This window comes from Emticicia sp. BO119 (assembly GCF_013912375.1).
Taxonomy (GTDB): Bacteria; Bacteroidota; Bacteroidia; order Cytophagales; family Spirosomataceae; genus Emticicia.
Map to the genome: position 1 here is coordinate 786,841 of NZ_JACETV010000001.1, position 23,317 is coordinate 810,157.

The window sequence follows — 23,317 nt, forward strand, 5'->3', positions numbered from 1 at the left end:
CTTCTTTTTCATAGCTATTGTTAAAAGGGCTTAAAACTGACCCAAAATACTTATCGGTCAATATTGTAAATTTAAGGGGCTGGCGCACAGGGTTTTTTATGCAAGATCCGCCAATAACTTTTTCATGTATATTTACCAAAGTCTTAAGGTTCTTTATTGTATCAATTTGATACATAAAAAGAAGTCTAATAAGTGTCATTTGTACAAATATAGTAGTTTTCACCTTAAAAAAGAATTAAAATTCTTAGCACAAGTTAAATTTGAAACATATTTGATGAAAATTTGAATGATGTATGCTTACTTTTTGATGATATTCGACGTTCATCATTTGTTTTTTGAGAAATATCATGATTCTTTTTCTTTTGTACAAAGGATAATAAATGAATAAAACGGATTGGTTTGCATTTAAAATTGATTGGGTCAGAGAATTAATCTTTTTTTGGGGGTTCTTTATTCTGATGTCACTAAGCCATTGGAATTTTCTTTCATCCGTTCAGGAGGTTACTGAGGGGTTTCTGCATTTTCTTATACTTTATGTTTTCGCAATTTTTTATAGAGTATTTGTTTTTCCACAATTTACTAAAGGACACTTTAATAGATTTTTGCTTTTTACAGTCATTGTCTTAATATGCGGAGGTACATTTCTATTTATAGCCGATTATTTCTGGTTTTATCCCGAATTTCACAAATCACAGAGTTGGATAAAAATGTATCTTCTTTATGTTGTGAACGCTGCTGTTAGCCTGATTACAATGGAAGCTATTTTTTTGCTCGAACACTTTTACCGACAGCAGATTAAGAGTTCTAATCAGATGCTACAATTAAGTGAAGCTCAAACCAAATTACTCCAGGCACAATTAAATCCACATTTTTTGTTCAATACTCTTAACAATCTTTATGGAATCAGTATTCAGGAGCCTAACCGTATGCCTGTTATGATCATGCAACTCTCACAATTAATGAGATATCAGGTAGAATCAGCTTCAAAACAACGAGTAAAGCTTATTGACGAAATTGAATATTTAAAAAGTTACATCCATTTGGAGAAAGAAAGAATTGGTCAAAGATGTGTCATAACTTATCACTATCCAAAGCCGCTTGAATCGACCCAAAATTATCAGATTGTACCTTTATTACTCTTACCGCTCATCGAAAATGCCTTTAAACATAGCAGCGGAACTGTTAAAAGTTGCTTTGTTTCTATTAATATTTCTATGTCGGGTGGTATATTAGTTTTAGATATTCTCAATTCTATTCCCGTCAATAGACCTAATTTGATTTCGACAGGAGTGGGTATTCCGAATACAAAGAAAAGATTAGAAGCCTTTTATGCAGACTGCTATAAGCTTGAATTGGAAGAATCTGAAAATCATTATAAAACGCTTCTGAAATTAGACCTTAACCGAAAGATAAATGTCTGACAATAACCATACAAAGAGTTTAAAGTGTATCATTGTTGATGATGAACGTGGAGCACACATGGTCTTGCAGCATTATATAATGCAGATTGATAGATTAGAATTAATGGGTAGTTGTGAGAATGCACTTGAAGCTATTAATCTGATGCATAATATTAAAGTAGATCTGATGTTTTTAGATATTAATATGCCTCAAATGAATGGGTTGGAATTGTTGAGTACATTAAAAAGCAAACCGTTAGTAATTTTTACAACTGCTCACTCCGACTATGCTCTCGAAAGCTATACTTATGATGTTGTAGACTATTTGCTGAAACCAATTCAGTTTACTCGTTTTCTGAAAGCTATTGATAAAGCTTTTTATCATTATGGTTTAGGCTTACCAGATAAAACAATTAATATACCGCCATCTGCACAATATGAAACCTCTATAGTAATCAGAGTTGATGGCGATTGGTTAAGGATAGAAATGGAAGAAATAAAATATGCGCAGAGTTGGGGTAATTATGTGAAGATTTTCACAGATACTCAAATTTATTTAACTGCCTTAACACTCTCTGAACTTGATCAGCGATTACCGAATTCTCAGTTTATCAGAGTTCATAAATCATATCTGGTTTCTATCAAACGCATCACCCGTATAAGCGGGAATGCTTTATATATCAATGATATTTCATTGCCAGTTGGTCTTACTTATCGAAGGGAACTGATTGAGCATTTTAAATAGCAAGAGATACAAAGCAATGACATTTTTTGCAGATTGATTCAACCCTTGTAGTTTCACAGACTTATCCAAGCTAATAGTACATTGCATAGCATATAGAGATTTAATGATGATCAGGGTTTGAAATTTTAGGCGATTCAGAAATTAATTGTGAAACCCTGTGTATTTTAATGTAATTTGTTGTTAGCTTTTATATTAAATATCCAGATTGATTAAGCCGTTACCGTTGGCTCGAGTCGATTAATAAAGAAACTAACTATATGAAATACTTCTTGTTTTTGTTTAGCATTTTATTAAGTTATACTACTTGTGCCAGAAAAATAGAGGGTTATGTGGTTCTTAAAAATTCAGATACCTTAAAATGTGAGATTGTTCAGAATTTTGCTGTTATTAGTGGGATTGATGTCGCTTCTTTTCAATATGGTATCAGAGTTGTTTTTGACGACGGTCATAAACAGAACTTTATGCCTGGAGATATTAAGGCATTTGGTATTTATATAAAGAATGATGTACTACATTTTGTCTCTGTCAGAGTTTTGTCATCTAACTTGTTTAAAGGGGAAGAAGAAAAGCAGGTCTTTATGCGAATTATTCAACGTGGACATATAAAGGTCTATTATTTTATTGATCTTATAAGCAGCCCTAATGGACCTGTCAGAACACCTGTCTATGCGGTTCAATTGGGGTACAATGAGGCAGCGCTTTGGTTGGAAATGAAAAAAAATGAATTTGGCAAAAATGATTTTAAGTCATTTTTCAAGGAATTTATCCCTGAATATTATTCTTTTTTTGAATCTTTATCAGATAGAGCAAGATTAGAAGAAGTACTTGATAAAATCAGAAAGTTTAATAGAGCTATGATAAAATAAGAATATTTGGCTGTGTTTTCAAATATTATGCAGTTAAAAGTATAACCGTATTACTGAACTTGATTGTAGGGTAAGGAAATTTTTCAGAATTGAAAATTTATAATTTCGATTCTAAAAATATTAAAGCTATCAAGAGATGTTAATTTTATAGCGATTAGATTGGGTACCATTGAAGCAGACTTAAAAAAACTATATCATTAAATTTAGCTACTGCAAGTTTGATCCATCTGAGGGATGAAGCCTTCTGAATACAAAGCTCGACAAAATACTTATTAAACCAATTGCAATAAAAGTATATCGGAAAGCTGTGTGCATACTGTTATCCGCCATATCCTTATTATATTCAAAATACTTCAGGATTAACAACCCACTCGAGATACCGAAGCCTATAGCTAATTGTTGATTTACCGCCAATAAAGAATTGCCACTACTGGTATGATACTTTCGTAAATCAGCAATGGCAATGGTATTCATTGATGTAAACTGTATAGAGTTGAAGAAACCGATGGTAACAATGACAGGCACAAACCAGTAAATAGAAGTATGTATGCCTGGAATAGCCAATGTGCATATTAAAAGGCCAATAATGATGGTGTTAATTACCAATGTATTTCTATATCCGAATTTGTTGAGAATATTAATAACTCTTGATTTAGCGAAAATCGCCATTAAAGCCATCGGCGCAATCATCCAGCCAGAAACAATGGCTGTTTGGCCAAAAACGGTTTGTATCATAAGCGGCAGAAGCAGAGGCACAGAACTGATACCTAACCTTGTAGCAAAATTTCCTAAAATTCCTACTCTGAACGTGCGTACCATAAATAGATTAGCCGGGAAGATAGCATTCTGGGATTTTCGGGCATAAATAAAATAGACAATTAGGGATAGAACACCAATAATAAAAACTGTCAGAACCAGCGTGAGGTTTTTTATATCGCCCAATAATTCTAATGATAATGATAATAAAAGAGAGGCAAGGGAGAAATAAACAAACCCTCTCAGGTCGAATTTTGGAGACTCAGATTTATAGTTAGGCATATAGTTATGCGCTAATATAATTCCTGAAATTCCTATCGGAATATTAATCAGAAATATCCAGTGCCAGGAAAGATAAACCGACATATACCCCCCAACTAATGGACCCATCACAGGTCCAATCAGGGCAGGGACAATAGCAAAGTTCATGGCTTTTACAATTTCTCTGGTGTCAAAGGTTTTGATGATTGCCAGTTTTCCTACCGGTGTTAACAGACTACCGCCTGCCCCTTGAATAATACGGGCAATGATAAGATGCGTAAGGTTTTTAGAAAGCGCACAGAACAATGAGCCTGCACTGAAAATAATCAGGGCAAAAATAAATACGCTTTTGGTTCCGAATTTATCAGCAAGAAACCCACTGACAGGCATTAATAATGCCAAGGTTAGTACATAGGCAACAATGGCATAGTGCATATTGATAGCCGACTGGTTAAGGTCTTTGGCAATGGCTGGCAAGGCTGTATTCAGAATGGTAGAATCCAGCATTTGCATAAAGATAGCTATGGCGAGGGTTATAGGTAACCTTTCTTTTACTACATTGCTATTGCTCATGACAATGGTAAGTTGGATGGAGTTATCAATGCAAGAGGTATAAACAAATCTTAAGTTAAGGCATTCTTATTGCCAGAGTCTTAAAAGCTCGCCATCTTTACCAAAAACAGGGTCTTCTGAAGGAACAGGTAGTTTTTCAATCCGAGGTATGGCTTGTTTTCTTTCTTCTGCTGTGCCAAGAAGTACGTCCCATTTCCTGCCCTGAGGATAACCACTCACAATTTCGTAATTGATGTGTTCGGAAATGGCGGAATGGCCTGTCCCGGCTGGTAAAATAAGTACATCTCCAGCCGAAACTTCAATAGATATGCCCATTTGTCCTCCAATATGCATGATGACGGTTCCTTTTCCAACACCTAATACTTCATGTGTTGTGCTGTGAAAATGGTCACATCTGTAAATTACATCTCTCCAGTTATTTGTCCACCCATTGGTTTTAAAGGTATTTTCAAACCATTCTGACTTGTCTTTGGCCTTGGTTACCTGCCTATATAAAATGACGGGCAAAATGTTGTTTGGTATATGACCATCATCAGAAAATCGATATGTTTCAAGCTTGTGGTTCATGTCTTGGGAAAAGGTTCCCACCATAATGGTAACCTTTACGATAACTATTTTGTACAATTTACTTAAATTAAGCTTGCTTACTATTTAAAAGGGTGCGTTTGTAAAAGAATTTTACGCAACCTTTCAGATAGTAAAATCCGGAATAATTATTTGAATATGGCCCCTTTTTTTTCTAATTCCTTATACTTTTCAATATACATTTTATCTAATTGTTCCGAATCTTTGTATTTGATTCGCAAGGCTGTCAACTTCTTGTGCATTTCTTCTCTTATCTTGGCATAAGCGAGGGCATTATACACATTTTTTAGTTCATTTTTATCTTTTCGGCGATCATATAGTTCCCATTCATCTATGTCATGATAAAAGTGTATGAGTTTGAAATTTTCTGTTACAATACCATAATGACGTTTCACCATATGAATACTTGGGTATTCGTAAAAATGATAATAAGCCGCATCGCGGAAGTTTTTACCCTGACCTTTGAAAATCGGTACAAGGCTTTCTCCTTGCATATCGGCAGGAGCTTTAATACCAGCCGCTTCTAAGAAAGTCTGAGCAAAATCAAGGTTCTGTACCATCTGTGAGTTTCTTGAACCTGCTTTTATCACTTTTGGCCATTTGATTAACAGTGGCGTTTTGAATGACTCGTCATAGATAAAACGTTTATCAAACCAGCCATGTTCGCCTAAATAAAATCCCTGATCTGAGGTATAAACGACAATTGTGTTTTCGTCAAGCCCATTTTGTTTTAAAAAATCAAGTACTTTTCCCACACCCTCATCAACTGAAGCAATACAACCAAGGTAATCCTGCATATAGCGTTGATAGCGCCATTTTAGTTGGTCTTTTTCGGTCATTTTCGGAAATTTACTCACAAAGTCGTCGTTCACCTTATCATAAGTTTCATCCCATGCTTTCCGCTGGGTTGCATCCATACGGGCCAGGTTTGATTTATAAAGCATTTTATCTGTCCAGTGATTTTCTTTGATCCCCAACTTATCTATATTTTCTGGCTTTATTTTTGAATCACCACCCCAGGTCATATGGTGCATCAGGGTCATTTCCTGTTCTTTTGCGGCACGACCTCTACCTTCGTAATTATCGAATAGTGTTGAAGGCTCCGGGAAAGTCTTTTGAGTAAATTCTTTATAATGTCTTTCGGCAGGTAACCACTCTCTATGAGGAGCTTTATGTAAATAGGCCAGGAAAAAAGGTTTATCATCATCTCTTTGGTTTTTGAGCCAGTTGAGAGTCATATCTGTAATAATATCGGTTACATAACCTTTTACCTGAGTTTTACCTTCTTTTTTGGTTATAAAATCAGGATTGTAATAGTGTCCTTGTTCTGGTAAAATCTTAAACTCGTCGAATCCTTTCGGATTATTGCCAAAATGCAACTTGCCAAACATAGCCGTCTGATAGCCATTGGCTTGCAAAATTTGCGGAAAAGTAACATTGGTTGTATCGAATGGGAAATAATTATCAACCTTACCATTAATGTGGCTGTGCTTTCCTGTTAGAATTACTGCCCTTGAAGGAGCACAGATAGAATTAGTGACACAGGCATTACTGAAAAGCATACCTTCTTTAGCAATACGGTCGATGTTTGGTGTTTGTGTGAGACGATTATCATAAGCCGAGATAGCCTGATACGCGTGGTCATCTGACATAATGAAAATGATATTCGGGCGTTTATTTTTTTTAGGCGGAGATACCTTAAAAGAAAATAATAATACGGCACTCAATGCTACCAATCCAATGGAAATAAGTATTTTCTTCATTTGTTCAGATGTTTATTGTATCCTACGTTTTTATGATCCTGATACTGGGATATTATTTCTTCTCAATAGTCCATTTAATGGCGTTTTCAATCAGCTTTACGAAATTCTCATTTTTCCAGGCTTCCTCGTTATGACCAATTGAGGTATAGAAAGTTTTGCCGTTAGCTATCGGCTTACACCATGCCACGGGGTGGTCTTTGCCCATACCATAGTTTTTGTCTCTGATGAACAGGATATTTCCGCTTGGATTAATTGTTTCACCATTAATAGTGAATTGAATATTGAAACCTTTGTTTCGTGGGTTTTCAAAGAAAACATACCATTCGTCAGCATGATTCCATGTTTTTGGAATACCCGCAATAATCGAACTGTCGGCCTGACTATCAAGGATTATAGCTGTTTTCTGAAATTGTGGATTAATCGGGTGGTGAGAGAACTTTGCGCCTAAAAGGTTTTTTTCGTACCAATCCCAGTGGTGCGAGTCATCTCCAGCACCATGAATACCGATCAGACTACCTCCACTTTCAACATATTTTTCAAGGACACGTTTTTGCTCATCATTAATTACCTCACCTGTTGAATTATTAAAAATCACAGTATTGAATCTGGCAAGCTGGGCCGCATTAAAAACCCCTCCATCTTCGGTTTCATATACAAACCAGTTATTTTTCTTTGCTAAATCAGCAATGACTGGTTTTGAGGCTTCTATTGATTCTCCATGACGGAAGCCTGTTGTTTTGGAGAACAGAAGTATAACTGGTTTATCTGCTGGAAATTTAATTTCTGGAGCCTCCGTCTCATAAGAAACAGGAAAACCATATTTAACCTTGTAGATGAAAACGCCGAGCAATCCGCCAAGTACAATTACTATAGCAAGTACTGACCAAAGAACTATTTTCAGAGTTTTTTTCATTGGAGAGTGATAATTTCAGATGAAATATACTACACGGGAGCAAATGTAGAAAGAAAAGATTTATTGTCTTAAAAAAAGATAATAAATTTTACCAAATTTTTTATTAAAAAAGTATTATTTTTTTAATAAAGAATGAGAACCCTAAAAGAATAGATTAAGAGTTTGGATTTTCAAATTTTGCATTCTGAAATTTCAAAGTTTTCGGGTGCTATTTTCTAAAGTCTTTTCATAAATTTTCAGGCATTTGTTGAGTGGTTTTCCTTCAGTATGTATGCAATTACAAAAATCATCGACTGCTTTAGGGTTTTTGCTTTTTTTCGCCTGTCTTTCACAGTCCATCAGGGTATTATATGGCTCAATATTATACATATTTTTAAGTATAAATATAAGCACTATCAGTGTAGCTAAGGAGCCAATTGCAAATTTCAGAGGAAACTTTTTAATACGTTCATTCTTCTCTCTCAGAATTTTATGTTCGGGTGGTTCATTAAACGGCAGGATATATTTGATTTTGTGGTAGTCCCAGAGAATTAAAAACAAATTGGCTAATACCATTAAGGGAGCACTTATATGTGAACCAACAAACCGAACTGCCAGTGACAGGATAGTGATATTAATAATGATCGGAAAATAAATGAGTGCCCCAAGTGTAGCTGTGCGAGGTATCAGGAGCAAAATGGCAGCCGTTACCTGCAAAATGCCAATGAAAGTGTAGTAGTATTCGGTATAGTAAAGAGCTTCCAGATAATGTCCCATCGGATGGTTTACCGACAGATTGGTGAAACGCTCATCGAAAATTTTGACAAGGCCCGAAGGAATAAACCCCGCAGCCAGGGCAAATCGGCAAAAGATAGAAAAATATTGTAGCCAGCGGTTTTTTCGGAGATTGGCGTGAAGGGTGTCGAGTTTAGAATAAAAGCTCATTGGTTGACTAATAAAGATAATACTAAAAGTACTTTTTGTTTCAAAGTAAATATGTATTATCTGAACTTGCAAATAAATTTTCAAGAATGGTTCTGGTAAATACGCAATGGGTCATGATTCTGAAATCATGCTAAAGTAGTGATTCATGAGAATTTTGGAGCGTTCTTTAGAATAGGCAGGAACGAAGATAATCCTACAAATGGATATTTACTTTTACAGTTTTGAGGTTGAAATAATTACCTGAAAACCGAGATATATGTCACGCTCATATCAGGAAAAGTATTTGTATTACACTTTAAATCCTGTTCCTGAATCAGCCTGATAAACATATTCAGTTGGGTAGGTAAAACGGTTTCATTGATCAAGATAGATAAGCTGCTGATTTCCTGATTATCTATAATTTCTTCAGAGTGGATGTTACTTTTATGTAGTGCTTCTTCAACTGTATGCCTTAAGTCATTTCTTTGTATAGCTATTTTCATAAGAATCTACCAAATAATAGGTTAGTGAGACAAAGATACAAAATGTTTCGATGATTTAAGATTAAATTTTTCTAAATTGGTTAGACAGTTTTATGGAATAAAGGTTTAATTGTCATTCTTTTTTTTGCCTTTTCGGGAGGAAGTTTACGACTAATAATATACATGTAAACCGATAAAAAGTTGTGTGATTTTAGTGTTTCATGTGTCTTTTACTGTAGTGCAACATAATATCATAGTATTATAAGTCAGATTACTTGAAATGTAAAAAAAGGTTACAATTCGGCACAAGAATTTAAAAATTGTTTGAGTTAAGTTTGCTGCCCAAAAAAAGTTTGGTTTAAGTAGATTTGTTGTTTTGGGTAAGGAGGAATATTTAAGAGCCAATAATAGAAGTATATGATTTAAGTAAATGATAAATATATATATACCTGAAGATATAAAAATGGTGAAACCCATATTTCGGGTTTCACCACACACTTGAATACAGAAATATAACTAAATTCTTTATCTGTTAAAATCTTTATTTGGTGCTTTATCACCAGGATTTATATTCTGGTCCGAATCGTGTTGAGACTCCATGTCTTTATCTGCATCAAGCGTTGAGTCTTCAATATCTCTTTGGCTATTACCCGAATAATCAGCCTGCCGATTCACAGCATCACTTGTGTCTACATCGTATTCCTGTCCTTCCTGCCCTCTGTAAGTGCTGCTTTGGTCGGCCTGTTGACCAGCATTCTGATTTCCTCCTTGTTGTGTTGAATTACTGTAACCTTGTTGCGGTTGGGGGCTATTTTGTTGACCTTGCTGGCTGCTATTTCGGTTACCTTGTTGTTGAGTCGTTGAGTTTTCATCCTCCCTTACTGGAGTATTTTCTATATTTTGCATAGTTGTAATGGTTTAATTGTATTTAGAAACTGTTTGAGTTAAACTGTTTCTAAAATTTCTGAAAATTGTGTGCCAGTTAAAGTTCATATTTATTTAAAATGATATATGGTAAAGATTACACAGGAGGCTGGATGGGCGTAGCAAAGAATCCACAATGCGCTTTAAGTATTGACGGACCTGTATTTATTTTGACAACAAAATTTTACTATTATTATTCAGATAAATTTGGCAATTTGCAAGAGCCAAACAATGAATTGTTGGTGATTCAACCAAAATATCATGAAAAAAGTAGCGGTTCAATTTCTTATAGTGCTGATAGCTAAAATTAGTTTTGCCCAGTACAAAAAGCCTAATATTATCTGGATTACGTGTGAGGATATGTCCTATCATATCGGGGATTTTGGTGATAAGGTAGTGAATACACCTAACCTTAACCAACTTGCAAGCGAAGGTACAAAATATACGCAAGTATATTCTACGGCCGGAGTATGCGCTCCAAGCAGATGTGCGATTGCTACCGGAATGTATCAGACATCAGCCGGAGGACATAATATGCGTACTCAATTAGACAAAGAACAACAACGGATTACGGGGCTTCCGTCATATTCGGCAGTGTTACCGACGGGAGTAAAACCGTATCCGCTGGTTCTCAGGGAAAACGGTTATTATACCACCAATAATGTAAAGGAGGACTATCAGTTCGCCAGAACTGCAGCTATGTGGGACGAAAATAGTAATAAAGCCCATTGGCGTAATAGAAAAGATAAAAATCAGCCTTTTTTTGCGATATTCAATCTGGTAGTTACGCATGAGTCTCAGGTATGGATGCGGGATAAAGAACCTCTGACAGTAAGTCCTGAGCTGGTAGAAATTCCACCGTATTTACCTGATAATCCTGTTGTAAGAAAAGATTTCGCACGGTTTATGAGCAATGTAGAGGTAATGGATAAACAGGTAGGAGAGATCATTGCTCAACTAAAAGAAGACGGACTCTATGAAGATACCTATATATTCTTTTTTCCTGATCATGGAGACGGGCTTCCGTTTGTTAAGCGTGAGGTATATCATAGAGGGTTGAAAGTGCCTATGATTATCAAGTTCCCAAAAAAAGATAATGCTGGTGAAACTGATAATCAGTTGATAAGTTTTGTTGATTTTGCCCCTACTTTATTTTCATTAGCGCAGATACCTATTCCTACATTTATGCAAGGGCAGGCGTTTTTAGGCAAATATAAAGCAAGACAACCCAGAAAGTATATCTATGGTGCACGTGACAGAATGGATACAGAATATGACAGGGTAAGAACAGTGAGTGACGGACGGTTTCAATATATGAAAAACTATAATCCTGAAAAGCCCTACTATCAGAATATCACCTATCGATTGCAGCAAAAGGGTATGGCTGAGACATTAAGGCTGAAAGAAGCCGGACAATTAAAAGGCCATGAACTTTACTGGTTCAGAGAATCAAAGCCTGAAGAGGAACTTTTTGATACTCAAACAGACCCTGATGAGTTTGTGAATCTGGCTGACGACCCGGCGTATAAAGCAAAACTAAATGAGTTAAGGGAGGAACTAAAGGATTGGGAGATAAGATATAAAGATTTAGGAGCGATTCCTGAGAAACAATTGCTTAATGATTGGTGGCAGGGCAAACGGGAGCCTCCTGTAACAGCCCCACCGACGCTTGTACTTAAAAATAATCAGGCGAGATTGTACTCCGAGACTGAGGGAGCATTACTGGCCTATAAGATGGAAGGCAGTGCCACCTGGCTACCTTATACTAAATCTTTCAGGCTGAATAAAGGCGAAAAAATACAGGTAATTGCCGAACGGATTGGTTATAAACCCAGTGCCATAGTAGAGTTAGGAAATGAGCGGTAAATTGGGGGTAGTCAGTTGGCCAAAGGCTGTTATATAAATATTAAAAAATAAGATGAAGGAAAATTCAAGTCCGGGCTATCAGGAGATTTAAAGAGGAGCTTCTATTTGAAGGATAGTCTTGTTTGTATTAAAAAAACTTTTTTGGCACGAAAATCAAATATTGTACCATACTATACGGTGCTGGTACAGGCAGAGTTTGTATCGAGCAAGATAGTAATATCCATTCTAAGGATTTATCAAGCCGCCTGGTGTTCAACCCAAGCGGCTTTTTGATGTCACTTGCTTCATAAGTTAATCTTAAGGCCGTATATAAATCTTGTAGCCTACGGTAATGCATACTAATCCAAAACGTGAGTTGTCCGTTCGATTCGAACCCGCTGTAAAGGTATGGCCTGTATGCTCAATGGATATGTGTTTATGTGCAAAATAAATGAAGTTGGTTCGATTCAGGCACCGGACTTTTAGCAAATGGAATAAATTTATGATCTTAGGTTTGAAAATCTCATAAAACTTTCACGAATTTTATAGATAAAACTCACTCTGATGTTTCAGAAACACCTGACTGCCATTTGTCTGGCTTTATCATTAATTTTTTTAGCAATAGCCGCTTTTTTATATCCGGGAGGTTCACAAGCCAATTCACAATCTGTAGGGTATGATCTGGCTAATAATTATCTGTGTAACCTGTTTGATACTAAAGGAATAAATGGGGCTGACAACCCAGGTATGATATGGGCGTTTCTTGGTATGTTTTTTCTTTGTCTGGGTTTGGGTATCTTTTTTTATAGAATTTCGGTCAGAATACAGCATCGAAGTGGTGCTATGATTATCCGCTATGCAGGTATGTCCTCTATGTTTTTTGCCTTCTGGGTTATTACGCCGTATCATGATATTATGGTGACTATTTCGGCTACATTTGCTATGATTGCCACATTTTACCTGGTAGTTTTTGTTTTTATGTCGCACCGTTTGTATCTGAAAATACTTGCTGCACTCTGCCTGATTACGCTATATTTCAATGCCTTTGTTTATTATACCAGCACAGGACTTGAAATTCTGCCCATTGCTCAAAAACTCAATTTCCTGCTTGTTATCAGTTGGGTAATAAGTTTGGAGTACTTTACGACCAGAGAAGATTTTCGTGTTAAAACAAAAAAATAAAATTATGAATCTGAAAGCATTAAGACCGATTTTACGGACGGCCCAAATACCTGAAACTATCGACTTTTATAAAGAAATATTAGGTTTTAATCTTGATAATTATGATGAAGAATGGGCATGGGCATCTCTGAGTAAAGATGGTATTGAAATTATGCTGGCTTTCCCGAATGAACATGAGCCATTTGACAAACCCATCTTTACTGGTAGTTTTTATTTTAATACCGATCATGTAGATGAGTGGTGGGAGCAACTCAAAGACAAAGCAAGGATATGCTACGAAATTGAAACTTTTGATTATGGAATGCGGGAATTTGCCATATATGATAATAATGGCTATCTCTTGCAGTTCGGTCAGGAGGTTTAACTAATCTGAAAAGATTGTGGTAATTTTCTGATATAACAATCGATTAAAATAAAACCGATATTAAAGCCATGTTAAAATCCTTTATGGTTTAAATATTCCAGGAAAGAAAGCAAAGTCAGGTACATTTTTTGCTACTATTTGCGTGAACTGAAATTTATTTGGACCTGATGGATAGAAAGATACTATTTATTTTGCTGTTAGCAGTTACTTCAACTGTTTTTGCCCAGACCAATATACTTGAATTACAACATAAATTAAGAACAACAGAATCTGATAAAGATAAAATACAACTTTATCTTTCTATAAGTCGTTACTATCAGCAAAAGCAAGCCGATTCGGCCACTTTTTATGCAATACGAGGGCTGAAACTGGCAACCCAACTGTCTGATAAAAAGGCACAAGGTCAAATACTTTATCAATTGGGGTTAATCAATATAGCGCATGATAATTTATCTACAGCCCACCAACATCTCATAACGGCATTAGAGATTTTTAATTCACTCAGAGATAGAAAAAATACAATTCTTACTTATGAAGAATTAGGCGTGATTGAAGGGAAAAACGGAAATGTAACCAAAGCTGCCGAGTATCTGAATAAGGCTATACAACTAAGTAAACAAGCGAGAGATACAGTAGATATGGTGCAGAGCTATCTGAAATTAGGTTGTATTGAAGAATTGAATGATAATACTTCTCAGGCACTTGTCTACTACAAAAGAGCAGAAGAACTGAATAAAACGCTGCCTTTATCGAAAACCAATCTGGCGATACTGCATCATATTGGTAAGGTGCATTTAAAAAGCGGGAATCATGCACATGCTATTACTCATTTCAAAAAGGGTATTAAACAAACCGACAATCCAACGACGGCTCACAAGCATATTACTTTTCTGACACAGGCAGCAGAAGCGCACAGACAATCAGGAAATGATGATAGCGCCCTGATTTATCATAAAGATGCATTGGCTAAGGCACAGAAGTACTCATTGCCCGAAGAACAGGCAAAAGTATTAATAAAGATTGCTGATATTGTGAAAGAATCAAGCACTGATAAAAGTCTTGAACACCTTAAAAATGCCCTGTCAATTGCCAAAGATATAGCTCACCCTAAACTTGCAGCAGAAGTGTATAGGGCAATGGCAGAAATTTATCGGCAACAGGAACGTTATGATGACGCTCTGTTTACTTTAGAGCAACAGCATGCATTGTTGGATAGCCTTTTTATTATCAATAAATCGCAGGAATTAGCAGGTTTGCAAGCCAAAAATGCACTTATTGAGTCAACTGAGAAACTTGATATGGTCAATCAGGAGCGAAAGTTTGAAATTACTATTGCCATACTTATATTGCTGATCGTACTGTTAGCGACATTTTTAATATGGTCTAATGCCAATAAAATAAAAGCTATGAATATCAGATTAGCTGAATCGAATCAGGTAAAAGACCGATTGTTTTCAATTATCGGGCATGATTTAAGAGGCCCTATTGGTAATATGCCACAATTGCTATCTATTTTAGAAATGGACGGTATTAACCTGGAGGAGCAAAGAGAGATTATAGGAATACTGAAACAGCAAAGCGAGGCCTCTTTTGAGGTATTAACATCATTACTCAATTGGGGCAAGATACAATTGCAAGGTGTTGCAGTAAGTATGACGGACTTTCAGCCCCAAATCTTTATTAATAAAAACATAGGTGTATTACTTAATCAGGCAAAGAATAAGTCAATTACTATTACCAGCGATGTACCTGCTGAACTTAGTGTATTTGCTGATGCCTCACATTTTGATTTTATTATCAGAAACTTACTTTCTAATGCTATCAAGTTTAGTTATCCGAATAGTACGATTGTTATTCACTCGCAAGAAAGTACTGACAAGGAAATGGTTGTTTTTTCTGTAAAAGATACAGGTGCGGGTATCAGCCAGGAACAACAGCAACAGTTTCTGAGAACGAATATCGATGTATCCTATGGTACAAAGGGAGAGAAAGGCACAGGTTTAGGATTATTATTGATTAAAGAGTTTATTCAATCTAATGGCGGAAAAATCTGGCTTGAAAGTGAAGAGAAGAAAGGAAGTACTTTTTATTTTTCATTGAGAAAATCGGCTAAGCCGTAGAGGCAATAAGAGCAACACTATATAGATATATTGAAGGATAAAAGACTATTTTTTTAATTTAACGAATACTAATATAAAAAGTGCTATAGCTGAAGCCAGATATAGCACTTTTCTGTTTTACAGATATTTCTTCTTTGTTAATAGCTATAAATTGAAATATTCATGATTCCCATTTTAGAAGAAAATGAGGAAACATACCGGAGTCTTTCCTTTTCTAAAAAATCTTTGAATTTTTTAAGAGAGTTCATGGTTGGTTCGCCATCAACCTTGATTTTTATCATGACAAAAAAATCATTACCAAAGGTGTTCTGAGCCATGAGTTTGCTCAATTGGAGTGCCTCTGATACCTTGCTTTTGAGGTTAAAAACAGTTGCCATCAGTATGTAGTCAGGAAATTGTTAATGGAAGAAATGCTTTATCGTACCATGATTAAGCCGTAAGAATGCTTACAGCCACTAAGCTTACAGCCAGTTGTTATAAGAAAACACCTTGTCTGCAAAACCGGGGAACATAATTTTTCAGGCTATTTTATTGCTAACGGAAATATACATTAAATTAGTCTGTTTTTCAAAGTTTTTCTTCGAATAATTTGTCGTCAATGTACGGTAGGGATTAGATTTAAAAGTAGCTTCATTTCATTTTCTTGAAGAATCTTAAGATAAATTACCGTACTAACTTATTGTAGTCTTTTATTCCTGAGCCTTTTGTCAGATACTATGATACAATGGTTATCAAACTGTTTTTAAATTGGTAGAATTTAATTTTATGTTAGTATATTTGAGTATTGACTTGAATACCATAGTAATACTTTAAACTGCCCATAATTTTTATTAATGATGCCAAAACCATTAAAAATTATCTTAGCTGACGATGATGAAGATGACAGAGACTTTTTTCAGGAAGCTGTTCAACTTACACAAATTCCGACTTTGCTGACAACTGTTAAAAACGGATTGGAATTAATGGATTTTCTACAAACTTCGGATAAATTCGATATGATTGTTTTAGATGTGAATATGCACCTGAAAAACGGTATTGAGAGTCTGGTAGAAATACGGGCAGATAAAAAACATAAAGATACATTTTGCGCCATTCTTACCACTGCAAGTAACAAACATTTAGAAGACGATTCTATCAATAAAGGAGCGAATATATTCAAAACAAAACCCTATAACTTTGATGAATACGCATTAAATGTAAAAAGTATTCTTTTGGCTTGCCAGAAAAGTCTGAAGTAATAAATATATCCGGTACTTAAAAATCACAAAAAAAAACATTCAGCTCTTTACATTTTCTACTAAAAACTTAAATTTGTTTTTGGCATTACACTCATTACCCTAAAAAACAATTTAATGAAAAAAAATCTGTTCTTTCTACTATTTCTCATTGCTTCCTGCAAAAACAAACCAAATCAAAATCAACAAATCAAAGGTTTAAGCGAGTATGCGGTAGATGTGCCGGGTATTCAGACTTTCTATGATAAAAAAGGTGTATTAGCTGATAATGGTATGGTTGCCTCTGCTCACCCGATTGCTTCACAGGTTGGGGTTGACATACTCAAGGCTGGTGGAAATGCGATTGATGCAGCCGTTGCCACTCATTTTGCTCTGGCAGTGGTTTATCCCTGGGCGGGTAATTTAGGTGGAGGTGGTTTTTTGGTATATCGTGATAAAAAAGGAGGCACCTATACGCTTGATTTTCGTGAAAAAGCACCGATGAAAGCACATAGAGATATGTACTTAGATGAAAGTGGGAGTCCGATTGCGGGTTTGAGTATTCTCGGGCATTTAGCAAGTGGAGTACCAGGGTCTGTTGATGGAATGGTAACCATGCATGAGAAATTCGGCAAGCTTTCGTGGGATAAAGTTGTAGCCCCGGCTATTGGGTTAGCACAGGATGGAATCAAACTGACTGAAAGAGAAGCAGTAGGATTAAATCGTGTAAAATCAGATGTTGTAAAAGTAAATGCACCTGATTCGCCCTATTATGTTCGGGCAGATAAACAGGAATGGAAAAAAGGTGATACACTTGTGCAAAGAGACCTGGGTAGAATATTAGGTTTGATTCAAACGAAAAAACGAGCGGGCTTTTATGAAGGTGAATGTGCCGATTTATTAGTGAAAGAAATGGAACGTGGTAAAGGCATTATTACACATCAAGACCTCAGAAACTATCATTCTGTCTGGCGGGAGGCCATTGTTGATCAATATAAGGACTTTAAGATTATTACAATGCCACCTACGTCAAGTGGGGGAGTAGCATTGATGCAGTTGATGAAATTTGTAGAGCCTTATCCATTGAAACGTTGGGGTTGGAATTCGGATTCAACTGTACAGGTAATGATTGAAGCTGAACGCCGCGTATATGCTGACCGTGCCAAATGGTTAGGAGACCCTGATTTTGTAAAAGTACCAGTGAAGGAACTGACAAGTAAAACCTATCTTAAGCAGCGTATGAGCGATTTCTCATTTGAAAAAGCTACTGACAGTAAAGCCATCAGTGGTGGTGTTGTGCCAGGTTATGAGAGCGATGAAACTACACATTATTCAGTGGTTGACAATGAAGGCAATGCTGTATCTATTACAACTACATTGAATGGTGGATTTGGCAGCAAAGTTGTAGTGCAGGGCGGGGGGTTTCTGATGAACAACGAAATGGACGATTTCAGTATCAAACCGGGTGTACCTAATATGTTTGGGCTGATTGGCAACAAGGCTAATGAGATTGTGCCTGGTAAGCGTATGCTCTCATCAATGACACCTACGATTGTAGAGAAAGATGGTAAATTATTGATGGTAGTAGGTACACCTGGAGGCTCAACTATTATCACTTCTGTTTTCCAGACTATTCTGAATGTATTAGAGTTTGGTATGACCATGCAACAGTCGGTTAATGCGCTGAAATTCCATCATCAGTGGTTGCCTGATAATACAACTTATGAGAAAAATGCTTTTAGTGAAGCCACTATTAATAATCTGAAAGCAAAGGGATACATGCTTGCACCCATGTCAGGTTCGTTAGGCCGTATGGATTGTATTCTATTGCGTCCTGACGGAAAACTGGAGGGAGGGTCAGACCCGAGAGGGGATAATACCAGTATAGGGTATTGATTAAAATCAGAAATGACGGCAAAGCGGTTTATAGCTGCCTGGCCGTCATTTTACTTAACTATAAGATACTTGCTTACTTTAGAAATTCAACCCCTTCCATATTCTCAAGCCTTGCAATGATACCCCAACCATAAAAGTCGTTGGCAACGGCAATCAGTAATTCGTTTTCGCCTTGTTTCAAAGTAAGGTTTACTTTGGCATTCTGGATGGAAATGCGCCCTTCAGGATACTTTCGCATAGGTGGTTGTAAGTAGGTGTTTTTGTCTAAATATATCATCTGGTTATTTAAAAATACCCATACATCGTCACTAAAACCTAACTGCATTACGTTCTTCTGATTTTCAGCAGCTTTAAGTTTCGTTTTCAACCAGACTACTCTTCTGGGAGTATTTCCACCTAATTTTCTGGTCAGGTTAATCATTCCTTTGCTTTCAGCCTCAATAAACTCAGTAAAGGTTTCAGGCTTGGGAAGGGTTGCTATAGTCACTTCTGTCCCGACGGGTAAATCGGCTGGTTTTGTTAACAGCCAGTTTCTGATATATTGTGCATCATGGTCTGTTAAATCCGGAGAAGGAGAATCTGGCAGGCTCTCTACTACATCTGGTTTTATCTGCATATTTGATACAACCATGCCTCCGTCAAGAGCTAAAATTCCTTCTGTTGTATTGCCTTCAAGTTTAGGGATCTGCAAAGCCGGGCGGTTCATATCATTTACGTACACACGCATTTGTTGCCCTGAGATAATCATTTTCAGATGATTAGTTTTATCTGCTTCAAAAAGCGCAGGAGCCTGGTATTCGGGATACATATCCCACATATTTACCCCACCAAGAATAGAAGCATATTGAATACCGTCATTAGCTGTCGGTTTATTAGGCCGGGCTCTTATGTAAAAAATCTCAGTATCATTTTTTTGTGGATTTCCTCTGAAATAAACGGTTGGGGAAGAGCCTAATGTCATAGGTGAAGCTGGTTCAAAATCAAATTCAATAGTGCCGTCTTTAAATACAACGTCTTTGAGCATTACAGCTCCCTGATTTCCCTGTCTGATGCGCATGGCTTTTATGCCATTTTTGTCAAAAAACTCTACTTTACCCTCTTTGAACTCCCATTTTTCAGGACTGAGACTTACTGTGTAGTCGATGGGAACAGGGGATGTGCTTTGTGTTTTGGTTTTATTCTTTTGACCAAAAACCATATTGCTTACCGATAATAGAATTAAGATTAACTTTTTCATATTTGCTTTTTTTTACAGCAAATAAATAAAAGTAAAGATTATTTCAGGTGTCCAAAGCAATATCAAGTTTGTTCAAATTGGTGTCAAAACCTTCCAAAACAGAATGATTAATGGTCTTGTTTTGCTTATTGCTGAATTTAAGGAATATTGTTAAAGGTTTGCTATATCAGGTTCTGGACTTTACTTTTTTAAAGACCAGGTCGTTTTTCGGGTTTCTTAATTGCTTCTCATTTATGTTTAGGATAGAGTTGATCTGCGCTTTTACAAAGTCATAGCTACTGAAGAGGTTATCATCGGTTAACACAAATTTTAGCGCATAGTTTGTTACAGGAGCATCAGGTTCTGAGAAATCTATTGATGGTTTTTCCCCGCTTATATTCCATAATATAAAGTAGTTAAGTTTTTGTTTCTCAAAATTCATTTCAATCTGAGAAGCTACAAAATTGGTATCAGTATCAAAATGGCAACCTTTGAGCGAGTAATTAAGTAGTTTGCCGTTGTTTTCAAGCATCATATTTTTTTCAGCCATATAGGACGGAATTTGTTCCTTAGAGAGTACCATTTTAAAACCAACGGTGTCGGTATTAGTAAAGTCATTCAAATAAGCCTTAATATATGGTTCAAGATTCTGGATTTTTGTTGCTCTGGTTGCTGAATAATTAAGCAATAAATTAATAGCTGTTTGCCCTTTGGCTTTTATATTTATTACATTTCCCTGAGACAGACAATCTAAGGTGTCGTCTTGAAAAGTATATGCACCTTTAAGCTCTTTTTTTAGTTTTAAGGGTAGTTTCCGGGTGTTTGGAGGCATTTTTATCTGGTCATTTTCATAAATAAAATGTCTCATACGAGGGTCAACGAATACTCTGTCAAAAGTACCCATGGGTTGACTGGCATTACTTAGAAAATAATAGGTTATATGAGTATCGGTATAGATACGAATAGTTGAATTAAACCCTCGTTCGGTACTTCCTATTATGTCAATAATGTTTCGGTTATTCAAGGTATAAGGAAAACAACCGTATCCATAATTATTATCTTTGGCAATTTTAATATGTCTTGTTGTGAGTTTAACCCAACTTTCGTTGCTGATAATTTCCCCTTTCTGTATTGCTTCTAAAAACAATTTCAAATCATTTGTGGTAGAGCAAATGGAGCCTCCACCCCAAGTGCGGGCATTGAAATCAGGTCTGTCAGGCCCGCCGTTGTTTTGGATACCACGATAGCCAATCGCAACCTGTTCATTCAGAAGTTTTTTATGCCCGTTTGTAAAAGTATGTTTCATCTTCAAGGGCTCAAAAAAGGTTTTTGAAAGATAATCGTAATAATTCAGGCCTGTAACTTTTTCTATCAGAGCGGCTAATAAGTTATAGCCTGCATTAGAATAGATAAATCTCGTTTTAGGTTTGGCCAACAGTGCTGTATTTAAAATTTTATCAATCAGGTCAGACCGGGATATGGCTTGAAAATCGTCAACAATATCTCCACCTCTGATACCAGAGGTATGCGTAAGCAACTGATGTATGGTGATACCAGCTTTGTCTACAGAAACTGAAGGATAATATTGTGAAAGACTATCTTTGAGGTTTAATTTATTGTCTTCGGATAGCTTCATAATAGCGCATGCAGTAAAAAATTTACTTGCAGAAGCTATTTCAAATATTGTGTTGTCTGTGACTGGAATTTCTTTTTCCCGGTTCGCATAACCGTAATTTCTATTATATAAATTATTTCCATTTCTGGTAATGAGTATCTGTCCGGCATTTCCCCAGTCTTCTACTTTATCAAGGTAGGGGTTAATCCGATGATTTAATGAATCATTGGCAAATGTATTTAAGGGAAATAGACAGAACAGAATCTGAAGCGTCAAGTAATAGTTTTTCATAATTTTATAAGAAGCATTAATTGCTATAGCAAAAGTATTGGGTTATGGTATTTATACCATAACCCATTTAATGGGATTTTGGACATAAGGCTGTTTAAACTTATATAAAACTATACAATTGATGCTTGTTCTTAGCCTTACTTTTTGTCTTGATACAAAAAGTAACAAAAAAATCAAGAAAATTTAAACTCGCTGACGCTCAAACAGTAAATTTTCGGGATAGGCTTCTAAAAAAAAGAAAAGTTTAAACAGGTTCCATATAAAACCTCTCTTGTACTAATATTTAAGGGGGGTATCTTTATGTCTCATTTTTGCCCGACTTTTTTAGCGATATCGTTTGCTAATATATTCGGATTTCCCTTGCCTGTGTTAATAAAAGGTAGTAAACTCCCATTCAGGTAGTAATTCCAACCACCAGAGCAATCTTTGAAACATTCAATTTCAGGTGTCAGGCCAAAATGTTTAAATTGAATTTTTGTCATACCCCCTTCCTCTGAAATTTCGAAACAGACTTTAGTGCCTGTCCATTCGCTTTTGTTTTCTAAAAAGCTTAGATGACTTTCAGTAACGAGCCAGACTATTTTCTGGTCTGGCATTAATTCTACCAGTTTTTGTCTCGAAAAATGAACATCGGCGAAACGTACTTCAAATTCATCATTGAGTTGATTTGAGGCACCAGTAAATTCTTCTGACCACCATTTTTTTACATTGTTGATTGATTTGTAGACATCATGAGTAGATTTCTGTGTCCATAGAGTAATAGCTAAATTCTGATTTTGCATGGTTTTATAAATTGGTTAATAATGGATTTATTAAGCAAAATTAGTAGCTAAAAGTGATATGGAGAGGGTGTAAAACAGACATTATACAGGGTTGATTCGGACAGTTTGAGACTTGTTTCGTTGAGAGAATAATTCAATTAATTATTAAAGAGTTTCTTTAATCTGAACCTGCTTTTGGGGATAATTCAGGATAATTAAATAATTGGAATGGTCATTATAGAATTTTACCTTTCAGAACTATGAGTTTGGTTTCTTATACTTTTGCAGCTGGCTGCTGATTCTGACTAATTCTGGATTATGGATAGATATAGTAATAGGTAATTTATCTCCGGGTTTATATTTTTTATATAATTTATCTGTTATTTTTATTGCTTTGCTATAGCTTTTACCTCTGAACTTATACTCAATCTCAAAGCCTCTTCCCATTGCAAATACATCAATAATTTTTGCATCAATTTCATACGGATCACTCAAGATCAGGCTTGTTTTGTAATGATTATATTTATTATTGATCGATTTAAGTGAATAAACCAACAGACTCAATAGCAGAATCATAAAAAAGCCTACTACAAAAGATAAAATCTGAGAAGAAGATGGTTTAAGTTTCATCAAATGGAGGGA

The 23,317-nt window shown here is 35.9% G+C and carries 22 protein-coding genes; 10 read left to right on the plus strand and 12 right to left on the minus strand.

The genetic code is table 11. The annotated features are described in order from the left end of the window. The first annotated feature begins 707 nt into the window (after positions 1-707). The 3 genes from H1R81_RS03350 to H1R81_RS03360 all read left to right on the plus strand — a co-directional run bounded on the left by H1R81_RS03350 (position 708) and on the right by H1R81_RS03360 (position 3,011). Positions 708-1,421 (plus strand): sensor histidine kinase, encoded by a 714-nt coding sequence (locus H1R81_RS03350; protein WP_181839253.1) that lies wholly within the window; start codon positions 708-710, stop codon positions 1,419-1,421. Next, on the plus strand, positions 1,414-2,145 hold the full coding sequence (locus H1R81_RS03355; RefSeq protein ID WP_181839254.1) for a LytTR family DNA-binding domain-containing protein: 732 nt from the start codon (positions 1,414-1,416) through the stop codon (positions 2,143-2,145). The genes H1R81_RS03350 and H1R81_RS03355 overlap by 8 nt, the downstream gene beginning before the upstream one ends. Positions 2,146-2,402: 257 nt before the next feature. Continuing rightward, positions 2,403-3,011: a hypothetical protein gene (locus tag H1R81_RS03360; protein ID WP_181839255.1), complete on the plus strand. Its 609-nt coding sequence runs from the start codon at positions 2,403-2,405 to the stop codon at positions 3,009-3,011. A gap of 207 nt (positions 3,012-3,218) precedes the next feature. On the opposite strand, the gene H1R81_RS03365 is transcribed toward H1R81_RS03360, so the two are convergent. The 7 genes from H1R81_RS03365 to H1R81_RS03395 all read right to left on the minus strand — a co-directional run bounded on the left by H1R81_RS03365 (position 3,219) and on the right by H1R81_RS03395 (position 10,153). Next, positions 3,219-4,601 carry an MFS transporter gene (locus H1R81_RS03365; RefSeq protein WP_181839256.1) on the minus strand — a complete coding sequence of 461 codons (1,383 nt, stop codon included), beginning with the start codon at positions 4,599-4,601 and terminating at the stop codon, positions 3,219-3,221. Positions 4,602-4,667: 66 nt separating this feature from the next. Further along, a complete protein-coding gene (locus H1R81_RS03370; protein WP_181839257.1) occupies positions 4,668-5,168 on the minus strand; it encodes a cupin in 501 nt (166 codons plus the stop codon). A gap of 146 nt (positions 5,169-5,314) precedes the next feature. Then, entirely contained in the window at positions 5,315-6,949 is a 1,635-nt protein-coding gene (locus tag H1R81_RS03375; protein WP_181839258.1) for a sulfatase, read from the minus strand. Between the two features lie 52 nt (positions 6,950-7,001). Further along, positions 7,002-7,862 carry a ThuA domain-containing protein gene (locus tag H1R81_RS03380; protein WP_181839259.1) on the minus strand — a complete coding sequence of 287 codons (861 nt, stop codon included), beginning with the start codon at positions 7,860-7,862 and terminating at the stop codon, positions 7,002-7,004. A 192-nt stretch (positions 7,863-8,054) separates the two neighbouring features. Further along, the gene (locus H1R81_RS03385) at positions 8,055-8,786 is read right to left on the minus strand and encodes a DoxX family protein (RefSeq protein WP_181839260.1); all 732 of its coding nucleotides are present in this window, start codon (positions 8,784-8,786) and stop codon (positions 8,055-8,057) included. Between the two features lie 236 nt (positions 8,787-9,022). Then, positions 9,023-9,268 carry a hypothetical protein gene (locus H1R81_RS03390; RefSeq protein WP_181839261.1) on the minus strand — a complete coding sequence of 82 codons (246 nt, stop codon included), beginning with the start codon at positions 9,266-9,268 and terminating at the stop codon, positions 9,023-9,025. A gap of 504 nt (positions 9,269-9,772) precedes the next feature. After that, entirely contained in the window at positions 9,773-10,153 is a 381-nt protein-coding gene (locus H1R81_RS03395; protein WP_181839262.1) for a hypothetical protein, read from the minus strand. A gap of 98 nt (positions 10,154-10,251) precedes the next feature. Here H1R81_RS03395 and H1R81_RS03400 point away from each other — a divergent pair, with 98 nt between their 5' ends. The 5 genes from H1R81_RS03400 to H1R81_RS03420 all read left to right on the plus strand — a co-directional run bounded on the left by H1R81_RS03400 (position 10,252) and on the right by H1R81_RS03420 (position 15,682). Next, a complete protein-coding gene (locus H1R81_RS03400; protein WP_181839263.1) occupies positions 10,252-10,476 on the plus strand; it encodes a hypothetical protein in 225 nt (74 codons plus the stop codon). Then, on the plus strand, positions 10,433-12,037 hold the full coding sequence (locus H1R81_RS03405) for a sulfatase (RefSeq protein WP_181839264.1): 1,605 nt from the start codon (positions 10,433-10,435) through the stop codon (positions 12,035-12,037). The genes H1R81_RS03400 and H1R81_RS03405 overlap by 44 nt, the downstream gene beginning before the upstream one ends. Before the next feature lie 543 nt (positions 12,038-12,580). Further along, positions 12,581-13,198, plus strand: coding sequence for a hypothetical protein (locus tag H1R81_RS03410; RefSeq protein ID WP_181839265.1), 618 nt, complete (start codon positions 12,581-12,583; stop codon positions 13,196-13,198). A gap of 4 nt (positions 13,199-13,202) precedes the next feature. Continuing rightward, positions 13,203-13,562, plus strand: a complete 360-nt coding sequence (locus H1R81_RS03415; protein WP_181839266.1) for a VOC family protein — start codon at positions 13,203-13,205, stop codon at positions 13,560-13,562. A 167-nt stretch (positions 13,563-13,729) separates the two neighbouring features. Next, on the plus strand, positions 13,730-15,682 hold the full coding sequence (locus H1R81_RS03420; RefSeq protein WP_181839267.1) for an ATP-binding protein: 1,953 nt from the start codon (positions 13,730-13,732) through the stop codon (positions 15,680-15,682). 137 nt (positions 15,683-15,819) lie between these two features. Here H1R81_RS03420 and H1R81_RS03425 read toward each other — a convergent pair whose 3' ends face one another. Then, positions 15,820-16,059 carry a hypothetical protein gene (locus H1R81_RS03425; RefSeq protein ID WP_181839268.1) on the minus strand — a complete coding sequence of 80 codons (240 nt, stop codon included), beginning with the start codon at positions 16,057-16,059 and terminating at the stop codon, positions 15,820-15,822. 456 nt (positions 16,060-16,515) lie between these two features. Between H1R81_RS03425 and H1R81_RS03430 the strand changes: the two genes are divergently transcribed. Together H1R81_RS03430 and ggt are read left to right on the plus strand one after the other, a co-directional pair. Continuing rightward, positions 16,516-16,920 (plus strand): response regulator, encoded by a 405-nt coding sequence (locus H1R81_RS03430; RefSeq protein ID WP_181839269.1) that lies wholly within the window; start codon positions 16,516-16,518, stop codon positions 16,918-16,920. A 114-nt stretch (positions 16,921-17,034) separates the two neighbouring features. Continuing rightward, a complete protein-coding gene (gene ggt / locus H1R81_RS03435; RefSeq protein WP_181839270.1) occupies positions 17,035-18,792 on the plus strand; it encodes a gamma-glutamyltransferase in 1,758 nt (585 codons plus the stop codon). A 73-nt stretch (positions 18,793-18,865) separates the two neighbouring features. Here ggt and H1R81_RS03440 read toward each other — a convergent pair whose 3' ends face one another. From H1R81_RS03440 to H1R81_RS03455, 4 genes are all read right to left on the minus strand, one after another. Next, positions 18,866-20,029, minus strand: coding sequence for a hypothetical protein (locus H1R81_RS03440; protein WP_181839271.1), 1,164 nt, complete (start codon positions 20,027-20,029; stop codon positions 18,866-18,868). A gap of 166 nt (positions 20,030-20,195) precedes the next feature. Then, complete coding sequence (locus H1R81_RS03445; protein WP_181839272.1) at positions 20,196-21,914, minus strand: serine hydrolase; 1,719 nt, start codon at positions 21,912-21,914, stop codon at positions 20,196-20,198. Between the two features lie 305 nt (positions 21,915-22,219). Beyond that, positions 22,220-22,696 carry an SRPBCC domain-containing protein gene (locus H1R81_RS03450; RefSeq protein WP_181839273.1) on the minus strand — a complete coding sequence of 159 codons (477 nt, stop codon included), beginning with the start codon at positions 22,694-22,696 and terminating at the stop codon, positions 22,220-22,222. Positions 22,697-22,933: 237 nt separating this feature from the next. Continuing rightward, positions 22,934-23,305 (minus strand): hypothetical protein, encoded by a 372-nt coding sequence (locus H1R81_RS03455; protein WP_181839274.1) that lies wholly within the window; start codon positions 23,303-23,305, stop codon positions 22,934-22,936. Positions 23,306-23,317 lie beyond the last annotated feature (12 nt).

What these genes read in the sequence shown, in the direction of transcription:
- H1R81_RS03350 (WP_181839253.1), top strand. Translation starts at nt 708, where the DNA reads ATGTATCTTCTTTATGTTGTGAACGCTGCTGTTAGCCTGATTACAATG.
- H1R81_RS03355 (WP_181839254.1), top strand. Translation starts at nt 1,414, where the DNA reads ATGTCTGACAATAACCATACAAAGAGTTTAAAGTGTATCATTGTTGAT.
- H1R81_RS03360 (WP_181839255.1), top strand. Translation starts at nt 2,403, where the DNA reads ATGAAATACTTCTTGTTTTTGTTTAGCATTTTATTAAGTTATACTACT.
- H1R81_RS03365 (WP_181839256.1), bottom strand. Translation starts at nt 4,601, where the DNA reads ATGAGCAATAGCAATGTAGTAAAAGAAAGGTTACCTATAACCCTCGCC.
- H1R81_RS03370 (WP_181839257.1), bottom strand. Translation starts at nt 5,168, where the DNA reads ATGAACCACAAGCTTGAAACATATCGATTTTCTGATGATGGTCATATA.
- H1R81_RS03375 (WP_181839258.1), bottom strand. Translation starts at nt 6,949, where the DNA reads ATGAAGAAAATACTTATTTCCATTGGATTGGTAGCATTGAGTGCCGTA.
- H1R81_RS03380 (WP_181839259.1), bottom strand. Translation starts at nt 7,862, where the DNA reads ATGAAAAAAACTCTGAAAATAGTTCTTTGGTCAGTACTTGCTATAGTA.
- H1R81_RS03385 (WP_181839260.1), bottom strand. Translation starts at nt 8,786, where the DNA reads ATGAGCTTTTATTCTAAACTCGACACCCTTCACGCCAATCTCCGAAAA.
- H1R81_RS03390 (WP_181839261.1), bottom strand. Translation starts at nt 9,268, where the DNA reads ATGAAAATAGCTATACAAAGAAATGACTTAAGGCATACAGTTGAAGAA.
- H1R81_RS03395 (WP_181839262.1), bottom strand. Translation starts at nt 10,153, where the DNA reads ATGCAAAATATAGAAAATACTCCAGTAAGGGAGGATGAAAACTCAACG.
- H1R81_RS03400 (WP_181839263.1), top strand. Translation starts at nt 10,252, where the DNA reads ATGATATATGGTAAAGATTACACAGGAGGCTGGATGGGCGTAGCAAAG.
- H1R81_RS03405 (WP_181839264.1), top strand. Translation starts at nt 10,433, where the DNA reads ATGAAAAAAGTAGCGGTTCAATTTCTTATAGTGCTGATAGCTAAAATT.
- H1R81_RS03410 (WP_181839265.1), top strand. Translation starts at nt 12,581, where the DNA reads ATGTTTCAGAAACACCTGACTGCCATTTGTCTGGCTTTATCATTAATT.
- H1R81_RS03415 (WP_181839266.1), top strand. Translation starts at nt 13,203, where the DNA reads ATGAATCTGAAAGCATTAAGACCGATTTTACGGACGGCCCAAATACCT.
- H1R81_RS03420 (WP_181839267.1), top strand. Translation starts at nt 13,730, where the DNA reads ATGGATAGAAAGATACTATTTATTTTGCTGTTAGCAGTTACTTCAACT.
- H1R81_RS03425 (WP_181839268.1), bottom strand. Translation starts at nt 16,059, where the DNA reads ATGGCAACTGTTTTTAACCTCAAAAGCAAGGTATCAGAGGCACTCCAA.
- H1R81_RS03430 (WP_181839269.1), top strand. Translation starts at nt 16,516, where the DNA reads ATGATGCCAAAACCATTAAAAATTATCTTAGCTGACGATGATGAAGAT.
- ggt (WP_181839270.1), top strand. Translation starts at nt 17,035, where the DNA reads ATGAAAAAAAATCTGTTCTTTCTACTATTTCTCATTGCTTCCTGCAAA.
- H1R81_RS03440 (WP_181839271.1), bottom strand. Translation starts at nt 20,029, where the DNA reads ATGAAAAAGTTAATCTTAATTCTATTATCGGTAAGCAATATGGTTTTT.
- H1R81_RS03445 (WP_181839272.1), bottom strand. Translation starts at nt 21,914, where the DNA reads ATGAAAAACTATTACTTGACGCTTCAGATTCTGTTCTGTCTATTTCCC.
- H1R81_RS03450 (WP_181839273.1), bottom strand. Translation starts at nt 22,696, where the DNA reads ATGCAAAATCAGAATTTAGCTATTACTCTATGGACACAGAAATCTACT.
- H1R81_RS03455 (WP_181839274.1), bottom strand. Translation starts at nt 23,305, where the DNA reads ATGAAACTTAAACCATCTTCTTCTCAGATTTTATCTTTTGTAGTAGGC.